The sequence below is a fragment of the Sphingobacterium sp. FBM7-1 genome (assembly GCF_020687765.1).
Taxonomy (GTDB): Bacteria; Bacteroidota; Bacteroidia; order Sphingobacteriales; family Sphingobacteriaceae; genus Sphingobacterium.
On record NZ_JAJEWJ010000001.1, the window covers coordinates 424,344 to 443,594 of the forward strand.

At 39.7% G+C, this 19,251-nt stretch carries 18 protein-coding genes; 3 read left to right on the top strand and 15 right to left on the bottom strand.

All coding sequences use genetic code 11. The features are described from left to right. Positions 1-70: 70 nt before the first annotated feature. From LKO28_RS02050 to LKO28_RS02075, 6 genes are all read right to left on the bottom strand, one after another. Entirely contained in the window at positions 71-628 is a 558-nt protein-coding gene (locus LKO28_RS02050; RefSeq protein WP_227692874.1) for a hypothetical protein, read from the bottom strand. Between the two features lie 74 nt (positions 629-702). Beyond that, positions 703-1,242, bottom strand: a complete 540-nt coding sequence (locus LKO28_RS02055; RefSeq protein WP_227692875.1) for a hypothetical protein — start codon at positions 1,240-1,242, stop codon at positions 703-705. A gap of 46 nt (positions 1,243-1,288) precedes the next feature. After that, positions 1,289-2,449, bottom strand: a complete 1,161-nt coding sequence (locus tag LKO28_RS02060) for a hypothetical protein (RefSeq protein WP_227692876.1) — start codon at positions 2,447-2,449, stop codon at positions 1,289-1,291. 86 nt (positions 2,450-2,535) lie between these two features. Next, positions 2,536-3,075 (bottom strand): hypothetical protein, encoded by a 540-nt coding sequence (locus tag LKO28_RS02065; RefSeq protein WP_227692877.1) that lies wholly within the window; start codon positions 3,073-3,075, stop codon positions 2,536-2,538. A 23-nt stretch (positions 3,076-3,098) separates the two neighbouring features. Then, positions 3,099-3,968 (bottom strand): DUF4412 domain-containing protein, encoded by an 870-nt coding sequence (locus tag LKO28_RS02070; protein ID WP_227692878.1) that lies wholly within the window; start codon positions 3,966-3,968, stop codon positions 3,099-3,101. Between the two features lie 47 nt (positions 3,969-4,015). Further along, the gene (locus LKO28_RS02075) at positions 4,016-4,891 is read right to left on the bottom strand and encodes a collagen-like protein (protein ID WP_227692879.1); all 876 of its coding nucleotides are present in this window, start codon (positions 4,889-4,891) and stop codon (positions 4,016-4,018) included. A 160-nt stretch (positions 4,892-5,051) separates the two neighbouring features. Here LKO28_RS02075 and LKO28_RS02080 point away from each other — a divergent pair, with 160 nt between their 5' ends. Both LKO28_RS02080 and LKO28_RS02085 read left to right on the top strand, forming a co-directional pair. Further along, positions 5,052-5,594, top strand: coding sequence for an RNA polymerase sigma factor (locus LKO28_RS02080; protein WP_227692880.1), 543 nt, complete (start codon positions 5,052-5,054; stop codon positions 5,592-5,594). After that, positions 5,581-6,330: a tetratricopeptide repeat protein gene (locus LKO28_RS02085; RefSeq protein WP_227692881.1), complete on the top strand. Its 750-nt coding sequence runs from the start codon at positions 5,581-5,583 to the stop codon at positions 6,328-6,330. Before LKO28_RS02080 ends, LKO28_RS02085 begins: the two co-directional genes overlap by 14 nt. A gap of 20 nt (positions 6,331-6,350) precedes the next feature. Here the strand turns inward: LKO28_RS02085 and LKO28_RS02090 are convergent, their stop codons facing one another. Next, positions 6,351-9,332, bottom strand: a complete 2,982-nt coding sequence (locus tag LKO28_RS02090) for a CHAT domain-containing protein (RefSeq protein ID WP_227692882.1) — start codon at positions 9,330-9,332, stop codon at positions 6,351-6,353. Between the two features lie 134 nt (positions 9,333-9,466). On the opposite strand from LKO28_RS02090, the gene LKO28_RS02095 reads away from it, so the two are divergent. Beyond that, positions 9,467-9,838, top strand: a complete 372-nt coding sequence (locus tag LKO28_RS02095) for a hypothetical protein (protein ID WP_227692883.1) — start codon at positions 9,467-9,469, stop codon at positions 9,836-9,838. Between the two features lie 422 nt (positions 9,839-10,260). Here the strand turns inward: LKO28_RS02095 and LKO28_RS02100 are convergent, their stop codons facing one another. The 8 genes from LKO28_RS02100 to LKO28_RS02135 form a co-directional block, all read right to left on the bottom strand. Next, positions 10,261-11,946: a response regulator receiver domain gene (locus LKO28_RS02100; protein ID WP_227692884.1), complete on the bottom strand. Its 1,686-nt coding sequence runs from the start codon at positions 11,944-11,946 to the stop codon at positions 10,261-10,263. Beyond that, positions 11,939-14,842 (bottom strand): ATP-binding protein, encoded by a 2,904-nt coding sequence (locus tag LKO28_RS02105; RefSeq protein ID WP_227692886.1) that lies wholly within the window; start codon positions 14,840-14,842, stop codon positions 11,939-11,941. The genes LKO28_RS02100 and LKO28_RS02105 overlap by 8 nt, the downstream gene beginning before the upstream one ends. Continuing rightward, on the bottom strand, positions 14,832-15,920 hold the full coding sequence (locus tag LKO28_RS02110; protein WP_227692888.1) for a DNA cytosine methyltransferase: 1,089 nt from the start codon (positions 15,918-15,920) through the stop codon (positions 14,832-14,834). The genes LKO28_RS02105 and LKO28_RS02110 overlap by 11 nt, the downstream gene beginning before the upstream one ends. Positions 15,921-15,996: 76 nt before the next feature. Beyond that, the gene (locus tag LKO28_RS02115; protein WP_227692889.1) at positions 15,997-16,212 is read right to left on the bottom strand and encodes a helix-turn-helix transcriptional regulator; all 216 of its coding nucleotides are present in this window, start codon (positions 16,210-16,212) and stop codon (positions 15,997-15,999) included. 203 nt (positions 16,213-16,415) lie between these two features. Next, the gene (locus LKO28_RS02120; RefSeq protein WP_227692891.1) at positions 16,416-17,036 is read right to left on the bottom strand and encodes a hypothetical protein; all 621 of its coding nucleotides are present in this window, start codon (positions 17,034-17,036) and stop codon (positions 16,416-16,418) included. Beyond that, positions 17,036-17,848: a DUF4099 domain-containing protein gene (locus tag LKO28_RS02125; protein WP_227692893.1), complete on the bottom strand. Its 813-nt coding sequence runs from the start codon at positions 17,846-17,848 to the stop codon at positions 17,036-17,038. Before LKO28_RS02125 ends, LKO28_RS02120 begins: the two co-directional genes overlap by 1 nt. A gap of 30 nt (positions 17,849-17,878) precedes the next feature. Further along, positions 17,879-19,102, bottom strand: coding sequence for an ArdC family protein (locus tag LKO28_RS02130; protein WP_227692900.1), 1,224 nt, complete (start codon positions 19,100-19,102; stop codon positions 17,879-17,881). Further along, on the bottom strand, positions 19,092-19,250 hold the full coding sequence (locus LKO28_RS02135) for a hypothetical protein (protein ID WP_003005492.1): 159 nt from the start codon (positions 19,248-19,250) through the stop codon (positions 19,092-19,094). Before LKO28_RS02135 ends, LKO28_RS02130 begins: the two co-directional genes overlap by 11 nt. Between the last annotated feature and the right edge of the window lies 1 nt (position 19,251).

Here is a 19,251-nt window from a genome sequence, read left to right on the forward strand (position 1 = left end):
TGTATAATATCCATTTGTTTTTTATTTGCGACACGATCAATCCATGTCCTTTGTAAAAGGCAGTTCCGTTCTAAGGAGCCGCAACCACGATTTCGCCGGTCACATCGACTTCCTCGCCGTCCGCTCCCAATTTAAACTTCCCGCTGAAGCTTAGCGTGAAGGACGCTACCGTCCCCTCTTCGCCGGCAAAAGAATAGTCATGTTCTTTATAGTTTTTCAATGTCATATTGACGGGCCCCGCAGGACCATATTTATTCTCCTCCGTCCGTTTACCGAAGGTAATGCCTACGCCGGATTCCGGAATAGTGGGTTGATTACTGTCGTCCATGGCCAGTCCTATTCCAAATTGAAAATCACCAGGCACGTCCTGTAAAATCCCAGCCAACACCTTGCTGCTTATTTCTTCACTGTATTCCACAAAGGAAACCGGGTGATAGGCCTCAACTACCCCGGGGGCATAGCTCGGCACACTGCCTTTATAGGTCTCACCTCCGGCTATCTCGACATGATAGGTATGCATATCGGACGAAGTCTCCTCGTTCTCATTTTTCTCTCCTCCTTTGGAGCAGGCTGTTATCAAGCATAGAACCACCATAGTCATTACTGTTTGTACAATTGTCTTTTTCATAGTCTTTCTGATTGTTATTGTTATATTGATGTATTGTATTGATTTCTTTTCTAACGTTTTGATATATAGTACCGTTAATACTTATAGACAAATTCAAACTCCCCATCGCGAATGTCTACTGTTTCGCTATTAAAATTATTCATCCCCGAACGCTCAAAAGTACCTTTCACGTAATAATAGGTTTCATCTCCGTCCGTGCCAATCGACTTATAGTCCGTGACGGTTATCACTCCCGATGCGTTCCGGTTAAATCCGGCACCATCTTCGCTGTTACCCATAATGGCTTCATAATGTACAAAAAACGGAGTCTCATTGTGATCGAACGTTCCTGTCGTTGGTGTTAAAGGGACGACTACACGTACCCTATCCCGTCTGTGTTCTTCGACCTGCTGATGTCCGATAATCCCAACGGAGTTGGATAAGCCGTAAACGGCAATCCTGACGTCCGCATAATTTACTTTTTCCCCGTTTACATCGCCCGTTATTGTACCGCCTACTTCCAGTGGGATATTTTCCTCTTCCGGTTGGGGATTATCATTTTTACTGCAAGAGAAAAGTAAAAGTGAAACGATGATAAGTGTGGCAAATAAGTATGTTTGTATTAAGGTTTTCATTTTCAATATTATATTATACCGTTTATTATTTTCTGAAATACCTTGTTTAGTTCAATGCCTGTACGATGACCTCATCGATGACCAACAGAATCTCGGGGTAAGCAGATAGGTTGATGAATGCAATCTGTCCCCTGAAATTCCCGGGTTCCTGATAAACAGGCATAGGCTGGAAACTAAAAAATCCATCTTCGGTAGCTTGGGCGTCTGAGACCTTGTGTTTAAAGGTTACCTCCAGGCCTGTAGCACAAAATTTCTGATGAGAAACTTCCGCTTTAAACGTTTCTGATGACATTAATTCTTCCGTCACGTTTTCCCCTGATTGGGCATCCAGTAATTTAAATTGGAAATTCACCTGCTGATTTTCTACCATCGACACGGTGGGCGTATATAGCTTTCGCTTGTTTTTGTCTCCCTTATGAAGATGGATTGCAATCGCTTTTGAGCCTCCGATCCCCTTGTTGGAAATCTGTACAGAATCTGGCAAATGGCTAAAGTTCCAGCCTTGGTCGGCCAGATCCCTCGTGCTTTGCATCCCTTCAAAATCGAACCGGTTCAAGGAATTTTCTGCTAACAATTCGTTGTTGGTTACTCGGTTGACATACACCACCTTGTTGTCGGACAAGTCTGTGTCCAGAGGTTTTGGTTTCACTGATCTGTCTTTCAGGTAGGCCGGTAAGTCAACCATATACGATTCGACGGTCACTTCATACAATCCGGCTTGAGACAGGTTTATGGGGTCAAACTTAAATCGGATCCAGCCCGGTGTAAAGGCTTTGAACTCAAGGACGGCTTCCTCGTTGAGCAAAACCATCCCATCCGACAGCCTTTTGATCTGAACGGCACCGAATATGGCCTTGCCTTTTTTGTCAAAATCAGCTCCTCTGTTTTCCACCCGAAATTCAAATTTTGTAACCTTATCTTGTGGACAATTGGAGAAAGGAATATAATCTCCTCTTGGGTGTTCGGGGATCGTGATGTATTTTATGCCAATATTGATGCCCTGTGCAAGCGCTTCCGTTTCGTTATCCGTTATTTCCGGCTGTACAAAATCTTCTGCTTCCGAAAAATCTCCTCCATTCCCCCCAATCGTTTCGCCCATACCGAAGCCATCGGCGTTGCTCCTGTTGCCATTGTTGCTACAAGCAAGTAACCATAGCGGGGTAATGACCAATAAGACTAAAAGATAGATTTGTGTATAAACTTTCATTTTCCCTTGTTTTTAAGTAATAGTAAGCACCTGTTGAAAAAACCTGCGGTTTCGCATGAATAAGCGGAAACCGCAGGCACTAAAGATTACTTAATTCTAAAATTGTATCCGATCCGCAGACCGATAAAACTCAAATTCTCTCCCGATTGGGTCAACCCTTGGTAGCGTGCGGATATATCGATATTTCCCAGCATGTATCCTAGCCCCGCTGCATAGCCGAATGAAGTATTAGAAGCTGAGCCGCCGAAATCCATTCCACCACCACTTGCTTTCAAGTTGACTTTATTGACCGATAGACCTGCTTGGGGTTCTAGATACAGCGCACCGAAGCTATGTCTATACACAGCAAAAATTGGCGATATACCCATGGAGCCACTCATCATATCGTCGTAATCGTCTTTCAGTCCGAAGCGCTGATAGCCGAGGGTAAGACCAACTTGTCCCGCTTCGCTAATGCCGTACAAGCCTTTCACGGTGGCACCATAGCCGAAGCCATATACATCGCCGAAATCACCAATAGGCAGACCGAAGTCTAAGCCGGCGTTGATGTCGATGTTGCCTTGTTGGGCTTGTCCTGATAAAACGGTGGATACTGTAAGTAACAATCCAAATAGTACTTTTTTCATGATTAATTTGTTTTTAGTATGGGTTAGTAATTTATTCTAGTTTGTTGATAACCTGCTGTATTGAATGTAAAATCCGTAGGCTTTACCTCCACACATTCCATGACCATTTTCTGCTTCTTACCTTTTTTTTCCATGACCTCCATGTACATCACGAGGCCTTCGGCATCGAAAAGTCCTTTTAAATTGGACGGCAGCAATACCTGTTGCTTTCTATCCCCTTGAAACAGGTTTAAGCGTATTCCATTTAACGTGGTATAATAAAATACAATACGGTTTTCGTCATCCTCCAGCTGTTTACCTTTGCAGCGGTGCCCGGCGATCGTTTTATTCGGCAGGTTGGTGATGTTGTAATTCAACAGGTCGGCAGCATCCGATCTATCCTCTTCCTCATCGCCATCGTACCGCATCGATACGGAGTTGGCGATTTTATTGCCGTTGAGGTCCATAAAGGTGTGCATTGTTTCCGTCTCCGGATCCATGACGGTAAACATATTCGCTCCTTGCTGGTCAATTTTCATTCCCGTATAGGAGACGCTGGGCGCCAGGTAATAATCCAATGTCGCATCTGCCCCTTCCTTACCTGTCGAGACTTTCATCTTATACCGGTGCGTGAAGGTATAGACATCGCGATAATCCGAAATAGAGGCGTCCCAGTGCGGCTCTTGCTCCTCCCCCTGTGGTTGTCCGGCCTTTTTCTTTTTCGGTTTACCATCCACGACGTCATCAATTCCTTCTCCCACTTTTTGAGAAACTTTCTGATCTGTTTTGCTCAGTATGGTGCGTTCAGCTGCTTTGGCCGCGCGCTCCCCTATTTTCTTGAAAATCTGTGCGTCGGCAGACTGCAGTACACCGACCAACACTATCAAGAGTATAGTTTTCTTTGTTAATTCCATGCGATTTACATTTATGGATACAGTATGTTGTTCCTTTATCTTGGTTATTAATCCTTTAGTTTAAAATGTTGCTTCACCTGCTCGTAGTTGTTAAAATCAACGGTTTTGGCAACGGTATGGAATACGTCAGCTTCGATAACGACAATGCGGATGGTGACATTTGATAATGACGATGTCCCGATTGAACGAGAAAACTGCACGTAGGTATCCACTTCTCCAGTACTGATATACGCAGGACCAAAATAACATCTAAAATAACTGGTTCCGTAGATGTAACCGGGGAGTGGCATCCAACTGTCGTTGTTGTTAGGTTGTGCATATACGTGAACCATGCTCTTTTCAAGTACATCATAGGGTAGATTACGAACGACAAATGCTGTTGTCGCTCCCAAATTGACCCCAGTTTTAGTAAACTGTATGGTATTCGCGAGTTTAGCAATAAGGCTCCAACTCGAAGTGCGGTAATAAAGTGTTTTCGTTAAGCGGTTAATGTAGAAGTCACCAGCCTTACCTATACTGCTGGTCGGATCGGCGGTTCCACTAAGGATCACATAATCTGCTTCCCCTTTATCACCTTTCTCCCCCTTGTCTCCTTTCGCCCCGGTAGCGCCCGTAGCCCCGGTGTCTCCCTTATCACCCTTATCACCTTTTGCTCCCAGAATACTTTCTCCATTTCCCCATCCCGAACTGCTTTTGGGGCCAAACAGCACATAGGTACTGGTATTGATGTAGAAATCGCCTACACTCCCTTGTTCGGCAGTGGGGTCTGTATTGCCATTTAACACCGTTGCACCGTCTTTGCCGGCGATACCTTGTTCGCCTTTTTCTCCCATCGGGCCTTGCGGGCCCATCTCGCCGTCCTTACCGCACGACACCAGTCCCATGCACAGCATTACTGCTATCGAGTAAAATAATCTTTTCATTGTTAAGTTCATTTATTGTTTATAAATCGTATAAACAGCTACTCCTTGTAGCGATGTTTCTACATCTTAGTGTAGCCGACCGGTAGAAGTAAACATCGCTTTTGATTAATTTTTAATATTTTTGGAATTGATGTTTACATTTTAACCGCAAACTCACTAAATGAATAAAGAGCGACAGTGGATCCAATCCCTGCAAAATGGCGATACGGTTATATTGGACAAGATATACCTACAGTATAAAGGTGGCTTTTTGGAATTTGCCAAGCGGTATCCAATAGATCCAGATATGGTGCTGGATATATACCACGACAGCGTAATCGCTTTATATGAAAATATCGTACAAGGAAAGCTGAACGGGTTGAAAAGTAGCATCAAGACATATCTATATGCGATAGGAAAATTCAAGATTTTCGCTTATCTCAAGTCACCGAAACAGGAAGTACTAAGTGACAAGGAACTCATGGAGCAAATCAATCTATTCGAGATTGATACAGCAGAGGAAAGGCTTAAATTACTTCAACGAGCCTATCTTCAATTGGGTCCCAAGTGCCAACAGATGCTACACCTGTTTTATTACAAGGGATTAAAATTAGAGGACATCCAACGGGAGATGTCTTATGAATCCAAAGACACAGTGAAAAGTCAAAAATCAAGATGTTTGAAACAATTAAAGGAAATAATCCGAACAAATGGAAAAGGATAAAGAGCTACTGATAGAAGCGTACTTTACAGAAACGCTGACCACCAGTCAACAAAAGCAGCTGGAATGGCTGTTGCAACATGATGTAACTTTTTCAGAAGTATTTAACTTTGAGAAAGAAATACGGGATACCCTCATATACAATAAACGGCAAGAGCTCAAAGAGCGGTTCCGTACCTTAGACAAACAGGAAGTGAAGCCCGTTCGAAAACAAGCCAGATGGTGGTATGCCGCGGCAAGTATATTGATACTAATCGGTGCAACTTGGTTCTTTTTGGACAAACAGTCTGAGGTGACGGCAGAGAAGCTGTACGCACAATACATGGAACCTTATCCAAATATGGTGACCCCTATGGTACGGGGCGATATTCCTGCCGATAAAGTCATGTCGGAAGCCTTGATGTTGTACGACAAGCGTGCATACTCGGAATCCGCAGTACTGTTACAACAGGTTTACAATGAACACCCCAATGACCAGACGGCTTTTTACCTTGCTATTTGTCAATTAATGTTGCAAAAACCGAGGGAAGCGATAACGCTATTGGAAGCAAGGGACTGGAAAGATACCTCCTATTTTTCTCCCGTAGTCGTCAATTGGTATTGGGGCTTGGCATATCTTCAACTGGGCGACGTCAAACAGGCATTACCTCGCTTCAAACTCGTCGCAGAGTCTGACGATAGCCTGTCTGCCGAAGCCCATAACGTTGTGAACGCATTGGAAAACAGCTCGTATTTTTAATTTATATCAACTTGGAACGACTACAAAACACGGGGTCGGTAATTCCGTCTTCGCAACAGGAGCAATAAGACAATTAAAGCAAGTCCTCCCACGATAGGCCAAAGATACCAATGCAAAACTCCCGTGTCATCCAACGGATCGGTATTGCCGTTGACGACAAACCCTGCCCAAAAGAACGGATGGCTTTTCATCGGGTTATTCGCCAGAAAATCACGTTTTGCCAATGTAAGCGATTCTACTTTTGAATGTCCGGCTTTGAGGTGTTCGTAAAAAGACAGCATGATTTCTGCCGTTTCCTCATCGGGGACTTCCCATAAACTGTACACGGATGAACGAACACCAGCGTATGTCAATGCACGTGACAAACTCATCAGACCCTCGCCATTTTCAAGGTTTCCCATTCCCGTGTTACAGGCACTCAATACGACAAGCTCTGCCGGAAAATGTAAGCCATACAGCTCATGATAATATAAGTGTTCTTCATTTTGAAAAACAAGGCTTGAATGGAGGTGGTTGCTTTCGTCCAACAGGGCGTGCATAGCGAAGTGATAAATCTTATAGGCTGTAGCTTGCTGTAAAAAATCGTGTTTGGTTGCCTTTATCCCACGGTATAAATTGCCTCCAAAATGTTGTGCAAGTTGGACTGCCTCGTGCGTTGCCCCTGTGATATCTTGCAGACGATTTCGGTTTACAGGGTGATTATCGGCAAAAGACAGCATATAATCCGATGAATATTGTGGCGCAAAAGCAGCGAAATACTGTTTCCCTTTTGCAGATGAAACGGCTTTCCGCTGTAAGAGCCACAACCGCAGTCCGTGTGAATAACTAATCGGGCACATCGTAACCAGTGGTCGCTTCGATTCAGAATGAATCAAGGTTTCAAAAGGAAGATAATTTAACTTATTATCGGGAATAATAACCAAATTTTTCAATCTATCCAATGGTAGCTTTAGCGGTTCTATCAATACCGCATATAGCTCTATGGCCTGTCCAACATAATCGTGGTGTTTGTTTTTAATCGTTTCGTAATATTGTTCTGTAAGGGAAAGCAGGGTATCCTTGTTCCCTAATTTTAGAATCGAAATTTCGTCTTTGTGCAGGGTGTAAGCATAGAGGTTTTCCTCGGCTACCACATAACGCACGATATACTCCTGCTCCTGCAATTCCGACTGTACTTCTCTGATGTCGAATGTGCTTCCAAAGAAAGGAAAGTGCCGGTCATCTGCCTGCTGTATTTTTGCCTCTACATCCATCAATGCAGTTTGCAGAACTTCATATTCCTTTTCTGTATGCTTACCAGCCTGTTCATATCCGGCTATTTCAATTTGAAGTAGATTGCGCTCGGTAAATAAGCTGTCAGGTATCTGCAGGAACCGCTGGTATTTAGCTTCAAACTCTTTAGCGAGGTGTTGCGAACGATTGTTTTCCATGAGATTGACCAAACTAATTTCATCCGCTGTGCTTCCCCCCAAATGGAGCGAGAGTAAGCCCTCGTTGATTGCGGTATTGGTCATATTCAACCAAGGGTTATACGCACCTTTCTGATAATAAATATGGAAAAGATTGGCTGCCAAATTATAAAAATGTTGAGCCAGTTGACCGTGGGCAGGGGCACTACTGCGTTCATATTCATTTTTATACAAGCTGGCAGTCTGCTTTAATGCATTCACATAATATATATCGTTACGTTGTTCAAAATCACCCAACTGTACAACAGTGGGGTCGGTTATTGGCTGGTCTAACAAAATAGACATACTTTTAAGCACTAATTTTTCTGCTTCGGGAAAACGTTCGCTCTGTTGTAGTACGTCGCCCTTTTTGAGGTAGAGGTTAATCAAATTAAACTCTCGGATATCCATTTCATGACCAATCCCGATAGCTTGGTCGAGGTGCGATAGTGCCTTTTTTCTATCCTTTTCTGCCTCCAGATAGTAACTGACCAATCGGGAATGAAAAATCATTTGGTTATAGCGGTCGCCGAGCCGGATGCTTTCTCGCATACCAAGATCGAGATATTGCTTTTTTTGCTTGCGCTCTTCTGGATCGTCATAATCTACCAACGGAGCAGCGGCATGGCTAATTGCGGTAAGTAGGTAAGCAGAAAACCGCTTTTGGTCATCCACGTGCATATCCTTGAAATGTGTATGCAGGCTGTCCAAATGGGCAATTCCCCCGTCTTTGTCACTTATTAAATCGGTGTACAGGATGTTTAAGCGGTGCTTTTCAACATGGTAAAAAGGTTTGGGCCTCGCTGTTTCTACCCCCTTTTTTCCGTTTGCAAAACCGTCCTCGGCAATCCATTGGTCAAAATTGAAATTGATGGTCGTAATCAATTCTTCCGCAGCTTGCTTATCTCCATATTGCCTATATAACCGCAACAAGTTGCCATATAACGAAATTAGATTTCTTTTGTCTACATCATCGATAGACTCCCAAAGGTTTTTTGCTTTTAGGTAACTCTCTTTTCGCTGGGTAAAAAAACCTGTTTCGGCATGTGCAACGCCAATATTGTTATAGGCCAGCGCGATGTCATCCCGTACATCTTGTTCTCCGGTCTCCTGTATCGCTTCATAGCGTGCTACGGAACGATGGAAATAATCGATTCCTTGCCAATACTGTCCGTCCTTATCATATATATACCCAATATTGTAAATCAGGTCGGCTTCTTCTTTAGGCAGTAAATTACCTATAAATATTGCTTCGCACGCCAACGCAATGGGAAGAGCCTCTTTCCATTTACCTCTACTACCAAGGTTTAAATATTGCTGTTCATATTCCTCATACAGTACGGATACCAGACTATCATTATGTGTGTGTTCTTTTGGTACAACGTGCTTCAAGCTGTCCAAACGTTGCTTCATTACGGCTTCGTAATGACCTTTATTGTTGACATCGTCTGTTCGGGGGATTTGTGCGTTACCATCGGTACACGACAAAGCAGCAGCACATAAAAATAAAATAAGCTGAAAGGTTTTTAATGTCTTATTAGTCGATATGGTCATTATAGATTTAACGAAAATAGCATATTTTACTCTGTTTTACAAAACGACAGCTATACATTATTTTTTTCAAATGCGTCACTTGGTAGTATATTTTTATTTTTTCGGCTTCGTTGTCGTCCATATAAATATAAACCATGCACCATGACGGAAAAGAATTAAAAGCGATACTAGATTTAGATAGAACATTTATTCATGATAGTTTAAAGAATGATACAATAGGATTAAGATATTCTTCCGTTATAAGGTTGCATGACATTAATACAAGTATATTATGGGAATATCCTGAATATGAACAATTGATTGAAGATTTACTTTTAATAATAGAAGAGAAGGAAAGTTTTTTCTCAATCATTGAAGAAGACATTTTTGCTTTATTTGGTGTTCGAAAAAACACCTCCGATTTAACGCCAAAAAAGAAATCACTTATCTTAAAATTGACACAAAAATATTTTGACAATAAAAGATTGGTTTTAATGTTAATTGAAGTGTATATCAGAAGAAAATAGAGTTTTACCAAGATATTTTAAAAATGATTAATTCGCTTCCTAATATCCTTGACTACTCAGAACACATAGATTATTTTGAACAAAAAATAGTGTGGAAAAAAATGGATATTGAGCGAGAGATAAAAAGATATTTTATGGATGAATTTTATTAATAAGGGATTAAGCTATTAATATTTTGTTACAATACCGCCCCCCTTTTAGCCCCCTTAAAAAAAATAAAACCCAGTAAGTTAGCAACTTAAAGGGTTTTTCAGTGCGCCCACCTGGGCTCGAACCAGGGACCAAAAGATTATGAGACTTTCGGCCTGTACCTTTTTACACGGTGCAAAATCGTCGTTTCCGACTTGCAGAAGCAATATATGAACAATTTTTGGAATCGTGAAATTTTGCTCCGTAACACATTTGTAACGTTTTTCAAAGCTTTATATTATTTTCACAAAGTCAACGCCAACTCTAGATGGATGACCAAACGCATGATTCGCTATTCTCTGAGCATAGTCACTTCTCAATGTTGTAATGTACTCGACATTGATATAATTGAGATTCTGTTCAGCGCCAGTTTTGGACATCTTGTTTGTAATATCCCAAATTCTTATTGTGTTGTCAACAAGTTTGTTACTCTCAACATTATAAACTTTAGGTTTGATGTAAAAAGGTTTATATAAAAAACCTTTGTATGCTTTCAACTCTGCTTCCAACTTTCTACAACTAAACTGTTCTTCTGATTCATCATCTAGTTTTTTGATTTTATCTTTTTTTACAATCTCTGTATCCCCCCAATGAACAACCTTATTATTAGGAAGAAAACTGAGAAATGCTGTATCCCCTAACCTCAACGCAGTCTCTAAATCAGGAAACTCTTTCCCCTTAGCGAAATAATAATTTGACTCTATTTTGTTCGGATAATAACAATCACATAATGCAGTAATGCATAAATAATAATTGTCATTAACATCTTTGAATACATCTCCGAAATTTAAATTCGGAATATCTTCAGGGGTTATGCCTTTTACAGTCACTGAATTATAAAAAACATTTAATTGAAATAAATCTTCTTTAGTAGCAACTTCCTTTATCTCATCACTTTTATTTTTTAAAAATTCAGAATCAAGTAGTTTGAGTTTAGCAGTTCTCAACTTCAAAGTAGCTTGCTCAAGTAATAGCTTTTTGATAACTATACCAAAAGTTTTATCATCTTTTATATGGTTCCTAAATTGGAATAGTGCTTCTGTCGAAGATTTCAATATTGTTTCGTCAATGAAACGTTCGTTCGCATTGAAAATAGATTGCATCTCTAAGCCAAGTAGCTGAAAAAAACTACTATTACTTTTTATGATTTCATTAGAGATTCTCTGAATTAAATGCTTATAATCAGAGTCGTCGTTTTCCTTTTTAATAGCTAACACAAATGTGTTATTTATTATGAAAGAATTAGCTCCAGAATAGATGACCTCATGATTAATTACAGATCCATCTTGAAAAAAATATACTTCTTTATTGAGAGATATTCTTATTAAGTCAAGTATAGTTTCCTTAGGCTTATTTCTAAATCTTTCAATCGGAAAATCTTCAACAGAGATTTGATTTTCATCGAAAAAAGTATCAATACTATTGCTCGGATTTTTATAAAAGCTTTCAATATCTTCAATAGTGATATACGAATAAGTATCCTTAATGGTTTCAGCATCTTCATCTTGTAAGCCAGAGAAATAGGCTGTTAGATAAATTGGTATATTATCGAAATTTTTTGATCTCGAATATATACAACAAAAATTTATATAAGGTATTTCTATTGATTTAGAAAGTAGTTCTAAAGAGTATTGCTGACCATCGTCATTATCTAACTCCCAGTCTAATAGGATCAAATCTTTTCCAGAAAACAAATAGTTTATTAGCGCAGTATCGGTCAAATCGTCTTTTTCAAACTTATGGACTACTAAACTTTTCCCATTCTTTTTAAAAGTTTTAAACAAATCAACAGATAGCTTTTCTTCGACCACCTGTGTGTTTATGGGAGTTTCAGAAAAGAAATCTTTTGCCTTTTCATCAATAAATACAGCAGAATTAATTGATGAATTCAATATATCAATTGCTTTTTGACTATACATTTCCGACGGTTATTTGGTTGATAACGAAGCAAGCTCCGTTTAAAGAATTATACTTTTTATCATTGGTCGCGTAAATATCCAATCCGGATTCGTTTAAACTCTGTTTTGATAGGTATAAGCCAATCCCTCTTCCATTTGGACGTTGTGAATAAAAGAGTTCGAAGATATTAGTTAATCGGTAATCGGGTATTTTTTCGCCAGAGTTGGCAACAACAATTTCATTTGTATCTGACAAATAGTCCAGTTTTATTGTCCTTTGCTCCTTATTACGCATCCAATAAATAGCATTGTTAATAATATTTATGAAAACCGTATGAATTACTGGCTCTTTAATAGTTATTGAATGTTTTTTGAAAGATTCTGACACATCGAAGCCAATATTATATTCTTCGATCTGATTTTCGAAAAATTCAAGTAAATAATTATAAATGGTATTACAAGAGACATCTTTCGCCAAAGCCCCAGATATTCTGTACAAGGGTGATAGTAAAGCATATTTATCTTCTAATTGTTTGAAGTTTTTTTCTAAAAAACTAAACTCCTTAATAGAATTAATCATGTTATTCTCACTCAAAACACCTAGTTGGTTATTGATTTTTGCATATAACTGATTAAATTCATGATCGATAATCTCAACTGCAATCCCTAATTGTGCTGTATCCCGTGTCTGTTCCCACTGATATTTCATTTGCTCGTATTGAGCTTTGTAAGCACCTTGCACTTGCTCCTCATCAATATCAAAAGACAGACGTTTAATATGGTCTACTAGCGGAAACAATGTTTTTCCAGCCTCTTCAAATAAATTATTATATTGCTTTTCAATTTCATCAGTAAACTGACGTACTTGCTCTTTAGAAACTATACCTCCAATAATTCTTTCTTTATTTTCTGAAAGAGCACTAATTAATCTTCTTGACCTTTCTCTATAATTTTTTGATAAAAAAGAAAATTTATCATCAAGCTGTTGTCTATAATCGTTGAGTGCTTTTTCTAAAGAAGAAATGTAGCTGTTGTATTTTTTTGTAAAATCGATCTTTAAATCTCGAATTTCTAACTTATCTTGCGCTTTTTTATTTAATTGTTCTCTTTTAGGAGACACTTGCTCAATATAATTATTCAATCGATTTTCAAACTTGTATAATCTTTCTTTCTGGGTTTCTGTTGGCCTATAGCGCTTAGGAACTTTGGGAATTAAATTTCTAAGCTCAATGTCCATTTTTTGAAGTTCATCTAAAAGTCCTTCGACTTCTGAATATGCAACATTTATCCCTGCAAGTTTTTCATCCAAGGCGTTAAGCAAATTTTCATATTTGCTCTGATGTTCTTCCAGTCTTTTAGGGTAATCATTTAATGATTTAGTAAATGCTATCTTATCAGCTTTTTCTCGAGCTCGATCTGCTTTGAGTGCTTCGAACTCGTCATTCAATTGCTTCTTTTTATCTAAAAACAAAGATTTTTTTGCTTCTGTTGCAAAATAATCTAGAGCCAATGCTTTGAAAAAATTGATGGCATCGCTAGTGAACGCCCTGTATTGGGCATTATTTATTAAGCCTTCCCTGCTAGACTTATCTTTAAGATTTTCATTTCGTTGTCTGGTTATGTCAAGATAGCCATACATTCTTCTGTAAGAAAAATAAGCTGTCCCTGCCCTTTTGGAACGTCTTTCTTCAAATCCTAAAAAGTCGGCATTTTCACGACCATAAGGCAAAACCCTAAAGTTATCTCTAAAAATATATAAACCGCCATATTCACTAACTTTAGCTTTCAAGGCATTGAATTGATTTTCAGTTAGTGTAGAGGATTTTTCTTCTCCTTGGGAGTAACCCAACTCCAAAGGAATTTTTCCATAAAAACTTCTTTTATCTTTTTTACGTGGATTCGTGTAGGAATAATCAATTATTTCGTCATATATTCTGATAACTCCTTGAAATGTTCCGTTACCGTCAAATTCACCCTTGATATATACGTCTGCCAGATCAAAATCAGATTTATTAAAGAAATTGCCTCTTGAATCTAACAAGTCAAAAGCTTCCTGTTTAGCATTGATTATAAAGGTATTGTTTATACTAAAGTTTAAATCCTTAAAAGGATTTGTAAAAGCTGTAAGGCTGGAAATAACGAATTTGCGATCCTCTAATCCATCTTCATCTTTATCAGACAAGTCAATTATCTGATCAATCGGATTGAATGTTAAGAATATCGTACCGTGACTATTTTCTTCAATATAAAATTTTTTTAGCTTGTCTAGAATCGGTTGTTCAAGTTTAGCATTTTGACTGTCTGTTATAATTTCCGATTTTAACTCAATTTGTTTGGCTTCCCAAATAGGCCTATTATCTAAATCTTTTTCTTTATCGAAGTTTTTTAGAAATGAAATTTTAAGACTAGCGAAAGATTCTTCAATCGTTTCTAAACTCTCAATTGATTTTATAGGGATAATAATATCATCTAAAAATAAATTATAGTTCTCCAATAACCTCCAGTCAAAATACACGGCCTGCAAAGGATATCCGATCTTTTTAGTAAGCATGAACATCGGATTACCTAGATAGGCTATTGATAGCCGACCAATACCTTTTTCTCCCGCTTTAATACGAGGTCGCTTCCATAAGGTGTTTTCTGATTCAACATCCTGTTCAGCCCTCGATTTTGAATCAGTACCTAAAACTAACCATTTATCAAGAATATCCGAATTAGACATTCCTTTTCCGTCATCTGATACAATAAAATAATTACTTTCTAAACCATTGAAATCTTTTTTGAATAACTCTGCTGATAGATTATCAGCGTACGCATCATAACCGTTCTTCCAAAGTTCTGTGATAGCGGTTGGTAAATCGGCAATTTGCCCTTTCCCTAATAAGTCAACGGCTCTAGCTTTGGTTCTAAACTGCATTTTTGTGGTTTTGAATTATTGCTTTACCAATTGCAGACGCATATTTAGGTGGAACAGCATTGCCAATCATCCTCGCGGTATTCGCAATGCTCGTTGACTTAAATATGTAACTTTTAGGAAAAGATTGCAAAACCGCTCCTTCTCTCAAAGAAATAGCTCTATCTTCTTCTGGGTGCCCGAATCTCCCGTTTGATAAGCTAAAAAACTTTGTTGTTATTGTAGGAGATGGTTTGTCCCACCACATTCGACCATATACATCTTTAAAACCATCCGTTTTCCCTTTGTGACATTTTGGAACCAATCGCTCATTATTTACATAAGCTAGTCTCGTTCCTCCATTTTTGGGCGTAATTGCAAGTCGATCCAAATTTATTTTTTTTAGTCCCGCAACAGTATGTAAGAAGTCGGTGTTATCTTTATGGCCATGTGAAACTTTCGGGAATCCATTGTGCTCACCGATAACATCCCTAACTGTCACTTTCTTGCCTGTTATTGGAATGGGCATAATTTCCTGAGTAGTGACTCTGTTAGCTATTAATGTAAACCTTTTCCTGTGTTGCGGAACACCGTACTCACTTACTTCGTGAACATCAAAATGGACTTTGTATCCATTTGTCTTCAACCACCTTACAAATCCTGCCAATCCGCTAGCTCTTTTCTTCCTAAGAACTCCTGGTACATTTTCCACTACAACATATCCCGGGTTAAAATACTCTACGAAACGTCTAAACTCTTTCAGCAGGTTTTTGGATTTCTTCGACTTCTTTTTATCTGTGTATATAATACTCCAAAATTGACAGGGACTACAGCCGATGAGTACAAGTTCATCATCATTTTTCTTTAATGACAACCTGTTTTGCAATTCAGTTTCTTTCAATTCAAACACATCAGCATGGATAAATTCAGCTTCTCGGATATTGGCTTTATAAGTTTCCATACAGCTCTCATCAACGTCTATACCTGCGAGAATTTTTATTCCCACATTTTGCATACCATAACTCATCCCCCCGCCAGAGCAAAAAAAGTCTACAGCCTTTAATTTTTTTTGATTATGCAAGTCTCGGTTTATTTGTTTCATACCCAAATTAATCGGTTTGTATGTTTTTATTTTTCATGCAATATCCCTTTACAAGTCGAAAATGCATTCGTTATCTTTATTCATCATTTTTTGTTGATACTAATAGGCTTCTTACATTGACATCAAGAACCCTTGCTATATCAAAAAGTGTTTCGACAGAGGGCTGTCTTGCATTATTACACCATTGAGAAACAGTTGCTTGGTTTTTACCCAATGTATCTGCAAGCCATTTATTCCTTTTATTCACCTCTGCTAATACGATTCTAATTCTGTTCAATTCTTTGCTAGTCAAAATTATTTGTATTTTACGCAAAAATATACAAAAATTAAATAAATATCATTACGATGAAGCTTAAAATTGAAAGATTTTTTTAGTAACCTCCTAATTATTTCTAAATCATCTACAAGATTTTATAAGATCTAGGCTCTAAATAAAATGAAAATAAAAACCCCTGACCCAATAAAGGATCAGGGGTTTGGATGGACTGGTTTAGATTAGCCCATGTTTGTAAAAGATTGATAGAACGTTTCAAATGGTGCTTTTGGTTTATGGGTTCTGATACCTGCACGGATACCCGATAATTTTTCAAAACGGTTCAATGAAAAAATACTGACCGGAATACGATACTTCTTTTTGTTGCAGTAAAACTCTCCGTGGTCATCAACAAGACTAAACCTTGCGTTCTTACCAAGTTGCCACGTCGCTACTTTACAGTCGGCTACACGGCCACTTATTCCCCCATCGAATACCGTATGTATTTTAGCGTTTGGGAAAAGGGATTTTAGCCACGTAAACTGTTGTTTGGATGGCAACAAACCCAATGAAACAAATGCGCTCAAACAAGGTGAATTAACCCAATTAGGGTAATAATGGCAAAAGCACAATATATCGCTTGCAGAATGACCGATAAAAAGATGGGTGACGGATACAGGCAAGCCGTCCGTCACCAACCACATACCTTTACAGACCGGAATACGGACACCATTTTCACTCCAATGCTCTTGGGCTATAATCTGATTTTCCAATGTATAAGGAAACAGAATTTTATCCTCGACCACGTGGATATTAGGTGCAAAGAAGTTCCGTACTTCGGGCTTTAATCCGAGAAATACCATTACCTCGAAACGGTACGTCCGTAACCTCTACTTTCCTGTTTATCACGAAGATTTTGCACAAGGTCTTGAACGGTTTTCTCGTTACCGTGTTTTTCTTTTTTATCGGCCATCATCATGTCGGTCAATGCGCGGTTATATCCCTCGCTATATCCCTCGCTCTGCGGTTCAATCCTACCTTTTAGGTTATTGATACCTCGGAAAACTAAGTAAGATATACCACCGTCTAATAGCACGGATAAGATAAGCCGTTTCCGGTCTGAACGGATACCCTTATTGTCTGTTGCCGAATGTTGGATTTTGGTTCCGTCTTTGAGTTCCACTACTTCACCGTTACGGAAAGCCTCCTGTTGCTTTTCCGAAAGTTCTTCGCCATTTACTCGGATGGGGGCTTGCACTTCGTCGGGTTCATACGCCACAAACTCCCTTGTCAAGTCGTCATATTCAATGATGACTTTCTTCTTTTTGTTTCCGTCAATCTCCTGTTCCTTGCTTACCACGTGCTTTTCTCCTGCGATCAGGGCTTTTCCCTCGTCATCGCTTAACAATGGATGCCATTGCGGTTCACGATATATAGGATGTATGTTTAGCTGTACCGTGCCATCTGTATTTCGGCTAAGGGATAACTTTGCATCCAATTGACGGATGGCAAACCCGTCGATGTTCAGACCTGCCATGCTCAACATATCGGTTCTTCTCCCTGCAAGCAGTGCATCGATATTCTCCGGACTTATGCTGAACCCTCCATCTTTGTAAAGCCCCAATTTTTCAAGTTCATTTAGGGGCATTTCGTTTTCGTTGATAGGGTATTTCATGATGTAATTATTTGTTAAGTTTTATAATTTTTATCTTCTGATGCCATAGGCGGCAACAGCCTCCATTTCGGCATGTACCGGGCGGTGCAGGTCTTCACTTACCTTGACAACATCGGGATGTTGTTTGGCGTGGAGCAGTGAACCATATAGTCGATCTGTTTTCGATAGCGAAAATGTATTTCCCGTCGATAGGTCTTCCACACGCATGCGTCCACGTTTCAAATGACCTTGCACTTTGTACACAGTATTGTTATAGGCAATTTCATCGCCTATAGACAGGCTGGCTTCTTTTGCCCTTTGTGGTCCTGCCTCGCTCTGGGCTACGGTCTGAACATTAGCGGCCTTGATCTCTCTTTTTTGCTCAAATGCCAATAGATAATTCAGAATTTTTTCCGCATCGGCGGCGGCAGCGTGTATTTCAAAAGGTGTGTCACGTAATATCTGTATCCAACTGTCCACGTAGGCAATGTGCTGGCCGGGATCATGGCCAATGTTGAGTTCCTGACCGATAAGCATCGAAGCGATTTCAGCACGAAGTTCTTCGCGGGCATAGCCCTCTGTTCCAAAACTGTCAACCATGCTTCTGTCCAGACGGTCTTTATGGCCCGTCCAGTGACCGAGCTCATGGAGCACGGTGGAATAATACTTATCTGGTGCATCGAATTGTTCACGCAAAGGCATGGTGATACTGTCGAGTGCCGGACTGTAATACGCTCGGTTACCTGTTTTGTGGGTTATATCTGCTCCCGAAGCCTGAATGATGTTTTCTGCTCTTTGGATAGAATCCCATTGGAATTGCTTTGCTTCGGATTTCACCAAAGGTTCGATGCCATTAATTTGTTCCGCATTGAACACCCAAGCAGTGGTGATAATTGCCCTGTCCAGACCTACTTTAGCTTTTACGGGCTTACCCTGCTCATCCAAAATTGGTTTGCCCTGTTCGTCTCTTTTGGAAACAAGTTCATGGGTCTTGACAAACTGGATCAGGGTTGCTTTTTCTCCCTTTCTTACGTTCCAACCTTTTGCAGATGCTTGGTTGAACGTCATCCAACGCGGGTCTTCACGATCGGCCGATAATAGTGATAGGCTGTTGATACCCTTGTATCGGTTTCCCGTGATTGCATTATATGGTAATTCAAAAGCTGGGCTATTGCTATTCCACGGCTTCTGCCACGGGGCTGTACCCTGTTCGAGTTTCTTGATGATATTCTCCGCAACTATTTCATGCAGGGATTTAGAATTTTTACTGCTCATCTTCATCCACCTCCGGGGATTCGTCATCTGGCCATTCGTCTGCGTATTCCACGCCATAAATGGCGGCTTCCGCTGGGGTCAGACCAATGTCTTCACCACTGGCCAGGACACTTAGTTTTTGTTGCAGTGATCTTAAATGATAGTCCATA

Excerpts from the sequence above, each read along its gene's own strand:
- LKO28_RS02050 (WP_227692874.1), bottom strand. The coding sequence starts at position 628 with ATGAAAAAGACAATTGTACAAACAGTAATGACTATGGTGGTTCTATGC.
- LKO28_RS02100 (WP_227692884.1), bottom strand. The coding sequence starts at position 11,946 with ATGTATAGTCAAAAAGCAATTGATATATTGAATTCATCAATTAATTCT.
- LKO28_RS02110 (WP_227692888.1), bottom strand. The coding sequence starts at position 15,920 with ATGAAACAAATAAACCGAGACTTGCATAATCAAAAAAAATTAAAGGCT.
- LKO28_RS02075 (WP_227692879.1), bottom strand. The coding sequence starts at position 4,891 with ATGAAAAGATTATTTTACTCGATAGCAGTAATGCTGTGCATGGGACTG.
- LKO28_RS02120 (WP_227692891.1), bottom strand. The coding sequence starts at position 17,036 with ATGGTATTTCTCGGATTAAAGCCCGAAGTACGGAACTTCTTTGCACCT.
- LKO28_RS02065 (WP_227692877.1), bottom strand. The coding sequence starts at position 3,075 with ATGAAAAAAGTACTATTTGGATTGTTACTTACAGTATCCACCGTTTTA.
- LKO28_RS02135 (WP_003005492.1), bottom strand. The coding sequence starts at position 19,250 with ATGGACTATCATTTAAGATCACTGCAACAAAAACTAAGTGTCCTGGCC.
- LKO28_RS02070 (WP_227692878.1), bottom strand. The coding sequence starts at position 3,968 with ATGGAATTAACAAAGAAAACTATACTCTTGATAGTGTTGGTCGGTGTA.
- LKO28_RS02060 (WP_227692876.1), bottom strand. The coding sequence starts at position 2,449 with ATGAAAGTTTATACACAAATCTATCTTTTAGTCTTATTGGTCATTACC.
- LKO28_RS02105 (WP_227692886.1), bottom strand. The coding sequence starts at position 14,842 with ATGCAGTTTAGAACCAAAGCTAGAGCCGTTGACTTATTAGGGAAAGGG.
- LKO28_RS02085 (WP_227692881.1), top strand. The coding sequence starts at position 5,581 with ATGGAAAAGGATAAAGAGCTACTGATAGAAGCGTACTTTACAGAAACG.
- LKO28_RS02090 (WP_227692882.1), bottom strand. The coding sequence starts at position 9,332 with ATGACCATATCGACTAATAAGACATTAAAAACCTTTCAGCTTATTTTA.
- LKO28_RS02080 (WP_227692880.1), top strand. The coding sequence starts at position 5,052 with ATGAATAAAGAGCGACAGTGGATCCAATCCCTGCAAAATGGCGATACG.
- LKO28_RS02125 (WP_227692893.1), bottom strand. The coding sequence starts at position 17,848 with ATGAAATACCCTATCAACGAAAACGAAATGCCCCTAAATGAACTTGAA.
- LKO28_RS02095 (WP_227692883.1), top strand. The coding sequence starts at position 9,467 with ATGCACCATGACGGAAAAGAATTAAAAGCGATACTAGATTTAGATAGA.
- LKO28_RS02055 (WP_227692875.1), bottom strand. The coding sequence starts at position 1,242 with ATGAAAACCTTAATACAAACATACTTATTTGCCACACTTATCATCGTT.
- LKO28_RS02130 (WP_227692900.1), bottom strand. The coding sequence starts at position 19,102 with ATGAGCAGTAAAAATTCTAAATCCCTGCATGAAATAGTTGCGGAGAAT.